Below are 13,858 nucleotides of genomic sequence, written 5' to 3'. Positions count from 1 at the left end.
TAGAAGAAAATGAAAGATTCATTGAATAGGTACAGTCAGATAACTGTTGCTCGCTTTGTAAAAATATTCATTTTTCTGGTGGTTTTTGTTCTATCGCCCTATCTGTTTGCTGGAGAGATCAAGATCGGCGTTGTCAATACCGAGAAAGTGCTGCGGGAATCAATGCCTGCTGTAGCCGCGCAAAAAAAGATAGAAAATGAATTTCAGGCGCGTGATGCACGTATCAGGGAGCTTTCCGTGCAGATCAGAGCTTTACAGCAGGAGCTGGAAAAAAATATTGACTTTGTCAATGAAGAGGAGCGGCGCTTGAAGGAGCGGGAACTGGCCGGACTCAGCCGACGTTACCAGCGTACACAGCAGCAGATGCGGGAAGATTTGAGTTTGCGCCAAAATGAAGAGTACAGCCTGATTCTGGAACGCACCAACAAGGTGATTAAAGAACTCGCAGAGCAACAGGATTATGATCTGATCCTGCAACTGCAAGATTCAGTCTATCGAAGTGCGCGTATTGATATTACTGACCAGGTGATCAAGGCATTAAATGCACAGGAACCGGTTTCCGAGAAGCAATAAGTACATAAAATATTTGTATAACAGAGAGATAGAATGGCTGTGATGGATATCCATGAAATACTGAAATACCTGCCGCATCGTTATCCGTTGATTCTGGTTGATCGAGTGGTTTCACTTGAGCTGGGCAAACGGATTCATGCATACAAGAATGTTTCCATCAATGAACCCTATTTTTCCGGACATTTTCCGCATCATCCGGTGATGCCGGGAGTATTGATTGTTGAAGCACTAGCGCAGGCGGCTGCCTTGCTAACGATTCGATCGGAGAATATGGAAAAAGATGCCGGACAGGTGTATTACTTCGTTGGTATTGATGCGGTACGATTCAAGAAACCGGTTATCGCGGGTGATCAGCTGGTATTAAAGGTTGAAATTACCCGTCAGCTTAAAGGAATTTGGAAATATTCAGCCTGTGCAGAGGTGGATGGCCAGCTTGTTACCGAAGCCCGGCTGATGTGCACTGCCCGGGCCATCTGATTTGGTTAACAGGGAATTCGGAAATCGCAACTTCTGATGTCGTTCGGGTATGGATTTATCCAGAAGGAAAAGCTATCTACGGGGTGGATGAGGCGGGTAGGGGGCCGCTGGCCGGCCCGGTTTATGCTGCGTGTGTTGTGCTGGATTCTTGTCACGTTATCAATGGATTGGCGGATTCCAAACAGTTAAGTGAAAAACGGCGAACTAGCCTGGCCGGACAGATCAAACAGTATGCTCGTGCATGGGCAATTGCGTCAGCCTCGGTAGAGGAGATAGACCGGCTGAATATTTTACAGGCCAGCATGCTCGCAATGCGAAGAGCAGTGATTGAATTAATGCCGGTATCTAATTCACTAATTGTGGTAGATGGCACCCATGTACCACAACTGGATTATGAAGTGCAGGCAGTTATTAGAGGAGATAGTCTAGTAGCTGAGATTTCGGCAGCCTCGATTCTTGCCAAAACTGCGAGGGATGCAGAGATGTTACGGCTACACGAGATTTACCCGATTTATGGTTTTGATCGACATAAAGGCTATCCCACCAAGGCGCACCTGGAAGCAATTCGTTTGCATGGGATAACAGCTATTCATCGCAAAAGTTTCGCACCGTGTGTGCTGAGAAATTAACAGTGTGACTTTGAACAAATTTTATCAACCACAAGGAAGCCTGATTCAGGCAGAGGAAGCATGCGCATAGTAAAAAATACGGTGGTATCACTTCACTATAAAATGACCGATCAGGAAGGAAATCTGATGGAAGAAACTGATGAACCCATCAGCTACTTGCATGGTGGTTATGATGGAATATTTCCAGTAGTAGAAGAAGCGCTGCATGAAAAAGAAATCGGGGCAACCTTATCCCTGCAAATGGAACCAGATGATGCTTTTGGCGAATATGATGAAGAACTGATGCGCGTTGAGCCGCGTAGTGCGTTCCCAGAAGAAATCACGGTCGGGATGCAGTTTGAGGGAGGCGAGGAAGATTCTGATGATTTCTATATCTATACAGTGAGAGAGATCACTGATGATGTCGTGGTAGTGGATGGTAATCATCCCTACGCTGGTATAGCATTTCAGTTTGAATGCACTGTTATGGAAGTACGTCCAGCAACGGAAGAAGAATTATCTCACGGGCATGTACATGGGCCGCATGGCCACGAACATTAGATGATCTTACCAGCGTTTTTCACCATCCTGTTAATCATTTTATCCTATTAGCCATTGATTTAATGAGGTAAAGTTGTTCCAGTGCATCCCGGGGAGTCAGCTCGTCAGGGTGAAGTTGCTCAAGATAATCAAGCACCGGATGCACGGAAGCAGGAGCAGCTTCCTCGTTTTCCTCAATCGTTTCAAATAATCTCTGCTGAGGGTTCTTGCTGAGCGCTTCCCGCTCCAGTTGCGCCAGAATTTTTCCGGCATTCCGGATAACTTTATCCGGTACACCTGCCAGTGCGGCAACATGCAGCCCATAACTCCGGCTGGCAGATCCTTCCTCTATTCGGTGAAGAAAGACAATACGTCTTTTGTGCTCTACTGCGGTGACATGTACATTGATTGCCTGCGGAAATTCTTCCGCTAGTCGGGTCAGTTCAAAATAGTGTGTGGCAAACAAGGTATAGCTCTGATTCTGAGTCAGTAAGTGGCGGGCGATGGCAAAAGCCAATGCAAGCCCATCAAAAGTTGAAGTTCCCCGGCCAATTTCATCCACCAGCACCAGGCTTTGTGCGGTTGCATTGCGCAAAATACTGGCGACTTCCGTCATTTCCACCATGAAGGTGGAACGTCCCCCTGCCAGATCATCAGCTGCACCAATCCGGGTAAAAATCTGATCAATGGGGCCGATGCGAGCGCTCCCGGCCGGAACAAAACTACCGCAATGCGCTAGCAGAACAATTAGCGCTGTTTGTCGCATGTAAGTAGATTTTCCACCCATGTTCGGGCCGGTGATGATCAGCATCTGCCGCCCTTCCCGCGTGACAGCACCCAACTGTATATCATTGGCAATATATTGTTCTATTTGATTTTCCACTACCGGATGTCGCCCAGCCTCGATATCCAAAGCAGGATCATCAGTAAATACCGGTTTGGTATAACCAAACAAATCTGCACGTTCAGCAAAAGCACACAGGACATCCAGTTCAGCAACAGAGCCGGCAATTTCCTGTAAAGGAATGATGAAATCTGCCAGTTGTTCCAGTAACTGCTCGTACAGTTTTTTTTCCTGTGCCAATGCCTGTTCACGTGCAGTCAGTGTTTTGTTCTCAAATGCCTGCAACTCGGGGATGCTATAGCGCTCCGCATTTTTCAAGGTTTGTCTGCGGCGGTAGTCCGAGGGGATTTTTTCGCTATGGATGCGGGTTACCTCAATGTAAAAACCATGTACCCGGTTATATTCCACTTTGAGGGTCGGGATACCGGTACGCTTACGTTCCCGTGCTTCCAGTTGCAGCAGGAATTCGCCACAATTCTTCTGTAAAGCGCGTAATTCATCCAGCTCGATATCATAGCCGTCAGCAATAACGTTCCCTTCACGAATCACTGCACCGGGTACCGGTTGCAGTGCATGAACGAGCAGTTGTGTGAGCGTGGTATTCGGCCCCATGGCCGGGACAAAACGATGAACGGCAATAGCTGTTGAGGTTGTGATCAGTTTAACAATTTCAGGGAGCGCTGTCAGGCTGTCGCGTAGGCCGGATAAATCACGGGGTCTAGCTGTTCTTAAAGCAATCCGGCTGGTGATGCGCTCAATATCAGCAATATGTTTGAGTTGTTCACGGATGCTTGCATAGAGGATTCCAGGCTTTGCCTCAATCAAATCAGAAACGGTATCCAGTCGCTGTTGCAAGATGATACGGTTGCGTAGCGGGTGATGCAGCCAGTGTCGCAACAACCGGCTACCCATGCTGGTTGAGCAAATGTCCAGCAGGGATGATAGTGTGGGTGCATCTTCTCCGCGCAATGTCAGCGTAATTTCAAGATTACGGCGCGTAGCGGCATCCATACGCAAATAGGTCTCTGGCCGTTCCACCCGTAATGTTTGCAGATGACCAAGTATCTGTGCTGCCGATTCGTCGGCTGCAGCAGTATGTTGCGTCAGCCTGACATATTCAAATAATGCACCGGCTGCCATGATTGCAGCACGCAATTCTTCACAACCAAAGGCATTCAGATCACGGGTGCCGAATTGCCGGGTAAGCTGCTGCATGGCATGTTCATAATCGAATTGCCAATCCGGCAGGCGTTTGGGGGCGGTAAAATTATTTAATATCACAGGCAGATCAAGTGATTCCGGCAACAGAATTTCTGATGGATGCAAGCGTTCCAGCTCGCTGGCCAGGTTATCTGGGGAGGTTTCCAGTACGCGCATATCTCCGGCGGCCAAGTTGAGCCAAGCCAGGCCAATCACGCCGTGATGCAGTGCTAGTGTCAATACAACACTATTACCACGTTCTTCCAGCAACCCCGCATCAGTCAGGGTACCGGGGGTGATGATGCGGACAACCTGACGTTCTACCGGCCCCTTGCTGGTAGCGGGATCGCCGATCTGTTCACAAATAGCAATGGATTCACCCAGTTTTACCAATCTTGCCAGATATTGATCTGCTGCATGAAATGGCACACCTGCCATTTTGATTGACTCTCCGGCGGAGGAACCACGGTGAGTCAATGTAATATCCAGCAATCTGGCTGCTTTTTCAGCGTCTTCATAAAACAGCTCATAAAAATCCCCCATGCGGTAAAACAGCAGCTTATCGGTATGCTGTGTTTTGATACGCAGGTATTGCTGCATCATGGGAGTGTGAGCGGAATGATCTGACTTATTTATTGAGTTTTCGGATGTTGCCAATAATTACTCCAAGTGCTTGTCAGAGTTGATGTTCGTATCAGACTCAAAAATTGGATCTGATTTTATGGATGTAGTTTCTTACAAAAGTTATCGAAACAGCAGGATGAAATATGCAAACAGCGATCGTTGCTTAGATTACATTGATCATTATTTCATGCTGACCATTTTTTTCCAGTGGGATAAGGAAATTTTCGATTAATCTGCCATCAAGCGTACAGCTGGCCGATGCTGCACGCTTTACTGTAACGTTGTAGTACGCTGTGTCAATGTGCAACTGAACGTAAAAACTGTCCCAGGTGGAGGGAAGTGCCGGTTTTATCCGGAGTACTGCTCCTTCGCGAAGGATCCCTAATATATTTTCGACTGCAACTCTGTACAACCAGCCAGCTGACCCGGTATACCAGGTCCAGCCACCTTGCCCAGCCTGGCGGCCTTCAGAGTAAATATCGGCGGCAACCACGTAAGGCTCGACGCGATATCGTGAGGCGGCTGCTTCGTCCAGCGCGTGGTTCACCGGGTTCAGCAGGGAAAATAGCCGATATGCTTCATCTGCATTGCCCAGTTCAGTGAGTGCGGCTACGAGCCAGGTTGCGGCATGAGTATATTGCCCTCCGTTCTCGCGTATGCCTGGCGGGTAGCTCTTGATGTAACCCGGTTCCTTGCTGGTATGTTGAAAAGGCGGGGTGAACAGGCGCACAATTCCTGAATTATCGTCCACCAGCATTTTAATGGCTTGATCGACTGCCTGCCTGGCACGCGGGAGATCATCCGCACCAGACAGCACTGCCCAGGATTGTGCAATAGAATCAATGCGACATTCATCAGATGATTGCGATCCGAGGAATGTGCCATCATCATAGCTGCCACGGCGGTACCAGTGTCCATCCCATGCGTGAGCCTGGAGTGCAAGAGCCAGGCAATGGGTATGTTGCTCCCAGGCTTCAGCACGTTTTATGTCATCACGTTGTCTTGCAACAGGCGCAAAATCCCGCAATGTCTTGAGCAGGAACCAGCCTAGCCAGGTACTGGTGCCTTGTCCAGCTTTACCAACCAGGTTCATGCCGTCATTCCAGTCACCACCGAGGATCAGCGGTAGATCATTTTCGCCCTTTCGTTTTATTGCGAGATCAAGCGCATGTGCACAGTGCTCATAAAGACATGCACTTTCTTCGGCAGTTTCTGGTGTAAAAAAGGCATCGGCTTGTCCTTGCTCCAGCTCGGGGCCCGTGATGAAAGGCAATTCTTCATCAAGAATAGCGTAATCATCTGTAGTTTTGATGTAATGCCAGGTCGTGTAAACAAGCCATACCACATCATCTGAGATAGTGGTACGTACGCCCGAGCCACTCAATGGCAGCCACCAGTGCTGAACATCACCTTGTACGAACTGGCGACTTGCCGCATTGAGAATCTGCATGCGAGCCAGCGTGGAATCGTGCAAAAGCAACGCTAATGTATCCTGCAACTGATCCCGAAAGCCATAAGCGCCGCTTGCCTGATAAAAAGCAGAACGGGCGCGGATACGGCAGGTCAGTGCCTGATAGGGCAACCAGACATTCACCATGGCATTAAAGGCAGGATCAGGCGTCTGCACCTGGAGTGTACTGGCGAATTTATTCCATGCTGCGTAATTATCAGTGAGGCGGGTGTCGAAATCTCTGGCAAGGTGAGGTTGTGCTAGTTCTGAAATTTCTTGCAGTGAATCAGCCGTACCCAGTACGAAATGCAGTGTTGCTTCACTTCCTGGTGCGATCTTGATGTCGCAGGCCAGCACCGCACAGGGATCAGCATTCGCTGTGAGGCTGTCCGATAGCGTTGCGCCTGTTAATACTGCCACAGGTGCACTGGTTGAGCCGCCGGGACCGATGAATTCGCTCCGATTGCAGGTGAAATGCTGGTTGTTACCATCACAGGCCAGAAAGGCAGTGATGTTATCAAATGTAAGGTGATAAGGATTGTGTGCGCTCAGTGCCCCAGTTGTTGGATCACGATCGGTTACGATGAAGGGCGCACAACGGGAGCGATGATTGCCAAGTATCCACTCAGCATAAGCATAGATTCTGAACTTGCGGGGTTTACTGCCTGTATTTTTAAACCACAAGCGCTGTATTTTTACAGGATCAATCGGATCGACAAGCTGAGTGAGTGTTGCGGTAAGGCTGCCACGCTGAATTGTAAAGCTGGATACGCCTCGTGCATGACGTGCCTCGTAAACAGCAGCCGGATCGCGCAACAGACAGGCAAATGGAGAAAAGGCAGCTCCTGTATCGAGATCGTGGATATAGATACCTTCTCCTGGCCGGTCAGTCACAGGATCATTTGACCATGGAGTCAGATGAAAATCACGGCTGTTACGACTCCAGGTGAAAGATGCCCCCTCGGATGAGGTGTGGAAGCCGAAATTATCGTTAGCGATAATGTTGATCCATGGGTGTGGCGTTACCCGATTTCCTGAGAGTCGAACAACATATTCTCGGCCCGAATTTGCGAAGCCGCCAAAGCCGTTCCAGAAAGTGAGATCTTGACTGTAAACGGTCACTGGAGCAGCTTGCTGCAAACGAATTGAGGGTGGGGCAGTGGTTTTGTGACGGGCAAGCGCTATTTCAGCACGTTCAATCTGGTCAAGAACAGGCCCGTTATGCGTATGCAAGCTAATATAAGCAATCGCCAGTAATGCGCTATAAGTATCCGCATCAATCAGATCCCGGCGTATCGCGAAGATATGTTGACATGATCCAGATTCGCCGTTGAGAAGTCTTGCGTTACTGCAAAGTTGTTCGATTGCCTGCTGCAAATCCTGCACATAAGAGGTGGGTTGCTCGTTGATAACGGCGAGATCAAAGATCAGATTGCGGCTGCGCAGATATTCCTGTATGCGCAGGGCATGGATGATGATAGCCAGGTCAGTAATATCAGCAATACGCAAGACAAATATCGGGAAATCACCTGAGATTGCCAGGGGCCACAGCATTGATTGTTGGCTTGGCCCGGGCGCAATTGTATCTACGGGTGCTCGCAGTACCGGATGAGGGTAGAGCAGATAACGGGCAAGTTTCTGCACACCAGATGTTTCTGCAAGTTTTAAACCTACGTAACGTGCCTGGATTTGTGAGCGAGTCCAGGCAAGCTTTGCTTGCCTCCGAAAACAGCCTGGATGGACAAGGCGATGGATATTCTGCTCAAGCTCAGAACGGTTTTTTCCAGCAATAGTCCAGAAAGCAACCGATATTTTACGGCGCGTGGGCACACGTATCTTGACCCGCAGCGCCATGACAGGGTCAAGTGTAAAGCCGGCTTTCTGGGACAGCCGGGTGTTTGGATCAAAGGCAGCTGCATTGGCAATAGAACGGCCGCGGCCAATGAAGGTACGGCGATCTGTTTCAGCCTCAACTTCACGCAGCATTCCCTCACTGAAGGTCACAAGATGAGCAAGTGCCATGTCAGGCTCGGTTTCCAGGCGTTTGCGTCGTTCGGCAAAAATGGTTGTGTTGTTATGACAGATTTCCGTCCGAACGAACATTTTTGAAAAGGATGGGTGAGCACTATGATTTGCTTCGGGTGCAAGCACCAGTTCAGCAAAAGAAGTGATCTCGATATGACGATCTTCATCACCATTGTTCCATAGTGTAATGCGTCGCATCTCGCCGTCATATTCGGACATAACGATACACTCCGTCTCTGAGCGCAACTGGCCAACTTTTTTGGAAAAAATAGCGCGATCATTGTAAAACGTGGTGTGGCAAATTTCATTGGGAACATGTTTGGGCTCAGCTGTGGCTGACCACCATGCGCCAGTGGCAGGGTCGGAAATGAACAGGAAAGTGCCGGTACGTTCTTCATTGGGGTCATTGTTCCAATGGGTAAGGGCAATTTCACCGATACGGCTGTAACCACTGCCAGATGCAGTTAGCATAAGTGAATAATGGCCATTTGACATAACATTAACCGCGCGGGGAGCAATGAGCGGATTGGTTATCAGCCGTGAATCCGGGCGTTGATCAAGCAGTTCGGGCTCGATTCGATCACTGGTCTCAGCATGGATAGGCATGGCGGGTACCGTACGCGGTGCTTTTTCTTGTAATAATAATTCAGCTGCTTCAATTACCGGATCAGCATGAAAGCGTTCACGCATCCGACCGTTGAGCAAAGCATTATTAATAGCAATGATGGACATACCATGATGATGTGCCATGAAATTGCGCACTACGGCGCATCCTCGATCTTTAGGTAAGCGTTCAGGTGTGAAATCTACGGCGTCATGAAAGCCGTAGTAACCTAACGCACCCAGAGTTTCCAGTCGATTGAGGTTGGCAACGGCTTCTTTTGGACGGAACTGGACGGCGAGCAGGCTGGCATAGGGTGCAATGACTGTATCCTTGGCCAGACCACGCTTCAACCCCAGTTCCGGGATGCCAAAACTGGTGTATTGATAAGTCATTTCCCGGTCACGGGCATTGTAGGCAGATTCCGATACTCCCCACGGCACACCTTTTTTACGCCCATAGGCAATCTGGCGCTCAATGATCAATTGATTCGTCTGGTTGAGAATGCTGCCCAATGGTTCTTTCATCACCAGAGCAGGCATCAGATATTCAAACATCGAGCCCGACCATGACATTAAGGCACCGGAAAAACCAATTGCTGTTATCGGGCGGCCGAGGCGAAACCAGTGCCTGGTTGGCAGATCACCTTTCGCGATTGCAAAGAGGCTTGTCAGCCGCGCTTCGGAGGCCAACAGATCGTAGCAGCTTTCGTCCAGTTGACGCTCTGTTACTCGATAACCGATGGAAAGCAGTTTGCGTTCTGGCCGCAACAAGAACTGGAAATCCATTTCAAAGGCAAATTTTCTTAATCCATCGTGTAAAGTAAGCAGCCGCTGGCGCAGTTGTTTGACTGTCTCGGCATCAGTATGCGTGTCACTCAGATGCGCATTGCAGGTTTTTTCCAGATTTTGTGCCCACAGCACCAGTTTCTCGCAGGCAGGTGAATGAATTTCTTCGTCAAGCGCCTTTGCCAGGTTAACAATATCCGTAGCCAGTGCAACGAGATTAATGGTACGAATAGAAGCTGTTCCGGGCTCATGATGCAATGCATTGACCGCGTGATGCATGCTTTTGAGGCGCTCGCCCAACCGTTGTCGCAATGGTCTGAGTGATTTTCTGTCATCTGGCAGAACTTTTAGCGTTTCATGCAGAATATCAGTGCAGTCGATGATGCCTTCATAATCACCTTGCAGATGAACAGCTAGTGCGGCTGACCAGTTGTCACAGGCTGCTGCTGCTGTGATCAGGTGGCCAGCGAGATTACCGCTATCCACTGAGGATATATAGAGAGGCTGAAGAGGTTCGAGACTGCGTGTGTCGTACCAGTTATAAAGATGGCCGCGAAAACGTTCCATTTTTTGCAGCGTGGCAAATGTTCCTTCCAGCCGCTCTACCGTTTTAATAAATCCAATCCAGCCAAAATCCCGCGCTGCGATTGTAGAGAGGAGGTAGACGCCAATATTGGTGGGGGAACTTCGACCGGCAACAAGTGGTATGGGTTTTTCCTGATAATTATCAGGTGGCAGCATGTGGTGTTCACTTGTGACAAAAGTCTCAAAATAGAGCCAAGTCCGGCGGGCAATACGACGTAATGCTGAAATATCTTCCGGTGCTATCTTCAGTCTGCTCTCAGCTTCTGCCGGGTGGCTGATCAACCATGCAAGGATAGGTGATCCCGCCCAGAGCAATGTGAATACTATCGCTACGGTTATTCCATCTGCACCAAGTATTAATGGAATGATCAATCCGGCGGTGGCGATTATCAGCGCTCCCGACATGATACGAAAGTGGCCTGCGAGGCTGCGTTCACTGAATCGCATTTCTTGCGAAGCGGTACGCCATTCAAGTAGTCTCTGTTTGCTGATCAGCAGCCGGTGCAGCGTACGCAGGATAGCATCGCTGAGGGACCACGCCTGATGCGCCATCAAAATGATTCTTGCCACTATTTGTGTTACCGCAAGGAGGGTATCGCGCGCGAAGGCAGCAAAGTGACTGCCGAGAGTTGTCCTGCTATCGCGCCGCAGCAATGCACTCAGCAAGCCTGGTGCTTGTGGCAGGAACAGGCATAATGCTAATAGCACCAACCATTCCGTTGCTAGTTCTGAGGAGAGCAGCGTCCAACCTGCAATAGCAGCAGCTATCCATGAAATTGGTGTAATTGAGCGGCGCAAGTTATCAATCATTTGGCAGCGCGACAACATGGATAATCCTGATTTAGGATTAAAAATCCACGGCAGCAGCTGCCAGTCACCACGTACCCAGCGGTGTCGGCGGGCAGAATCAACCAGGTAGCGGGTTGGGTAATCTTCGACTACCTCAATATCAGTCACCAGAGCGGCACGTGCGTAAGCCCCTTCCAGCAAATCGTGGCTGAGAACGGTGTTTTCGGGGATACGCCCTTGCAGAGCTGCCGTCATGGTATCGATGTGGTAAAGCCCTTTTCCGGTGAAAATGCCTTCCGCAAACAGATCCTGGTAAATATCTGAAACTGCGAATACGTAAGGATTCATACCGCGATTGGTGGAAGAGATGCGCTGAAATAAGGACGCTTTGTCGCCGACGGTGAGCGATGGTGTAATACGCGGTTGCAGGATGCCGTAACCCGTACGAAGTTGCCTGTTTTCTGTATCAAATATTGGATGATTAAGTGGATGAGCAAGCTTGCCGACCAGACGTGCAATTGCATCGCGTGTTGTTCTTGTGTCAGCGTCGAGTGTCAGTACGTACTTGACATCTTCGGGCAACGGATTGTCTGGCGTAAAGTAAGTGGTGCTGGCATCGCCGCGCAGCAGGGCATTGAACTCCTGTAACTTGCCTCGCTTGCGTTCCCAACCCATCCAGCAACCTTCCGCTTCGTTATAGAGACGATTGCGATGCAGGAAATAAAAACGGGTAAAGTTTTTATTCGGATAACGATTATTGAGAGCCGCCATCTGTTTGTGTGCAAAGGCGAGCAGCTTGCGATCAGCAGGTGTTTCTTCCATGCTGCTATCGGGCCAATCTGATAGCAGCGCGAAATACAACGTGCCTTTCATGTTGGCCAGGTAGAGAATCTCAAGATCACGTATCGCTTGTTCAACTTCATCGCGATTACCGATTAATGTGGGCACAACCACAAAGGTGCGTGCATCATCAGGTACACCTTCCTTGAATTCGTAGCCAATCAGTTTGTCCGGTTTGATCAGCATGGTAATGAATGCGTTGAACAGGCCGTTTGCCGCTTCAATTGCTGGGATGAGAGAAAGTGCAAGCAGTAATAGCAGTACGTACACATCTGATTCTTCTGTACGCAGTCTCAAGGTGGCAACAGCCAGTAATAATCCGGTTATCAGGCTGACCGGTAGCACGATGCCAAGCCAGCTACTTTTACGCCATGCGTCGCGGAGGCGTTCCCCAAAGGGTGTGGTACAACCGAGTATATTTTCCAGCTCGTGTCGCCGGGATCCAACGAGAAAGCTGCCTATATCCACTTTGTCGGGATTGTGCGCTGTTTCATCTGATGTTGTTTCAGCCAGTTCCACTACTTGCCGAGCGACATCATGTTCATTCTGTCCTGAGCGTTTGGTAAGTGTTTCGATCGCATTGCGGTACGTGTCACGTGAAGCAAAATCCAGTGCAGCAAAATTGGTTCGTGCACGCAGCAGCTGATCAATAAGGCTGACCTGCTCGAACCAGTTGGTCCAATCAATATCATCGATGAGACGTAGACTCCTGAAGATATTGCCGGTAATGATTCCATTGATCGATAGATCAGCATGCTCATCAAGTGTGATTTGCTCAGCAGTTGTTTGAGCAGCCTTCAGTGCAGATTCCAGCCAAAGTAATCCTTTATGTGAAATGTGGGAACCATCCCGCAAACGATGGAGAAACTGTGTGGCAAAAGTTCTGTCTTGGGCATACTTGGCATAATCAGCCAGTATTCCGGTTTCTTCTTCGGGGGATGCGTCGATCAGCCTGTTGGCAATGAGATTAGCGGTTAACCGCATGTCGTGTGTGTGTACGATGCGGATTGCCATACGCCGGAGATTTTCAACCAGAACAAAGCGTAACAATGAAGGTAGTACCCATAATTCTCCAATATTCAGAGGCTGTACAGTCTGAAAACCCTCGACGAGGGTACGAAAACCTTCTTCTGACACGGCACTATCTACATCCGCAATATAAGCCCAGGCAATCGCGAGTGTGCGTGACACCTTGGAGTTGGGCATGGATGGCAGTTGCAGGTAGAAGCGGGGGGGAAGATCGCGTAAAACAGCAGGAATTGCCTCTTCAATGACATGAGCATTTTCGAGCAACCAGCTGGCGGTTGGTGTTACATTTTCGCCGCGTTGCTGGGCGCGGTTAAGGGTGCGCAGAACTGCACGAATGTAAAGCGCATTTTCACGCGTTCGTTCTCGCAACTTAAAATGATGAAGTCCGGCTAAATACGCTTTGGAGCCTTGGGCAATTGCTACACCAAGCTGGCTCGGGTTGCTATGAGGGCCAAGCGTAGAACGGATAAGAGGGTCGCTGTTACCCGGGAAACGTGAACGGAACAAGCCGAGTGTTTGTATGAAGTGGAGATTCATTCGGCAAGCCTGCAAGTGATGTCTGATTTTTGATCTTGATAAAACAAATTAGGCTTTAGATTTTGCAGTTTGATCATTTGCTTATGGGTACACCTGGGAGAGGACGAAATGCCCAGAGCTTCTGGCCTGGAAGTGAAATTATTTTTTAAAGTTTTGCAGGTTGTTGGAGGGAAGTTGTTGCTACGTAATAGCTGATCTGTCATGAATTTATTCGTTCCTTTGAAGAAATTACACCACTTGAAAGCGAGGGGTGAACGACTACACACTGACAAATAAAGGGCAGTAGGGGGTGGTTTTACCATTACCTTATGCTGTGACAAGAAAATACCCAAGCACGGGTGATGAGCA

Annotated in this window: 6 protein-coding genes; 4 read left to right on the top strand and 2 right to left on the bottom strand. The window is 49.1% G+C overall.

The annotated features are described in order from the left end of the window. The first annotated feature begins 9 nt into the window (after positions 1–9). Genes BM331_RS08720 through BM331_RS08705 form a run of 4 tightly spaced genes read left to right on the top strand, consistent with a single transcriptional unit; the run spans position 10 to position 2,219 of the window. Positions 10–573 carry an OmpH/Skp family outer membrane protein gene (locus BM331_RS08720; protein WP_074928939.1) on the top strand — a complete coding sequence of 188 codons (564 nt, stop codon included), beginning with the start codon at positions 10–12 and terminating at the stop codon, positions 571–573. Positions 574–606: 33 nt separating this feature from the next. Beyond that, a complete protein-coding gene (gene fabZ / locus BM331_RS08715; protein ID WP_074928931.1) occupies positions 607–1,050 on the top strand; it encodes a 3-hydroxyacyl-ACP dehydratase FabZ in 444 nt (147 codons plus the stop codon). A gap of 53 nt (positions 1,051–1,103) precedes the next feature. Continuing rightward, on the top strand, positions 1,104–1,679 hold the full coding sequence (gene rnhB / locus BM331_RS08710) for a ribonuclease HII (protein WP_371265352.1): 576 nt from the start codon (positions 1,104–1,106) through the stop codon (positions 1,677–1,679). 60 nt (positions 1,680–1,739) lie between these two features. Then, on the top strand, positions 1,740–2,219 hold the full coding sequence (locus BM331_RS08705; RefSeq protein ID WP_074928928.1) for an FKBP-type peptidyl-prolyl cis-trans isomerase: 480 nt from the start codon (positions 1,740–1,742) through the stop codon (positions 2,217–2,219). A 34-nt stretch (positions 2,220–2,253) separates the two neighbouring features. Here BM331_RS08705 and mutS read toward each other — a convergent pair whose 3' ends face one another. Next, positions 2,254–4,845: a DNA mismatch repair protein MutS gene (mutS, locus tag BM331_RS08700; protein ID WP_074928926.1), complete on the bottom strand. Its 2,592-nt coding sequence runs from the start codon at positions 4,843–4,845 to the stop codon at positions 2,254–2,256. Positions 4,846–5,029: 184 nt separating this feature from the next. After that, positions 5,030–13,510, bottom strand: a complete 8,481-nt coding sequence (locus tag BM331_RS08695; protein WP_074928923.1) for a glycoside hydrolase family 94 protein — start codon at positions 13,508–13,510, stop codon at positions 5,030–5,032. Between the last annotated feature and the right edge of the window lie 348 nt (positions 13,511–13,858).

Source organism: Nitrosomonas eutropha (assembly GCF_900116685.1).
GTDB classification, from domain to species: domain Bacteria; phylum Pseudomonadota; class Gammaproteobacteria; order Burkholderiales; family Nitrosomonadaceae; genus Nitrosomonas; species Nitrosomonas eutropha_A.
The sequence above is the reverse complement of the archived record's forward strand: the minus strand, read 5'-3'. Positions and strand labels throughout refer to the sequence as shown.

Excerpts from the sequence above, each read along its gene's own strand:
- BM331_RS08720 (WP_074928939.1), top strand. The coding sequence starts at position 10 with ATGAAAGATTCATTGAATAGGTACAGTCAGATAACTGTTGCTCGCTTT.
- fabZ (WP_074928931.1), top strand. The coding sequence starts at position 607 with ATGGCTGTGATGGATATCCATGAAATACTGAAATACCTGCCGCATCGT.
- BM331_RS08705 (WP_074928928.1), top strand. The coding sequence starts at position 1,740 with ATGCGCATAGTAAAAAATACGGTGGTATCACTTCACTATAAAATGACC.
- mutS (WP_074928926.1), bottom strand. The coding sequence starts at position 4,845 with ATGATGCAGCAATACCTGCGTATCAAAACACAGCATACCGATAAGCTG.
- BM331_RS08695 (WP_074928923.1), bottom strand. The coding sequence starts at position 13,510 with ATGAATCTCCACTTCATACAAACACTCGGCTTGTTCCGTTCACGTTTC.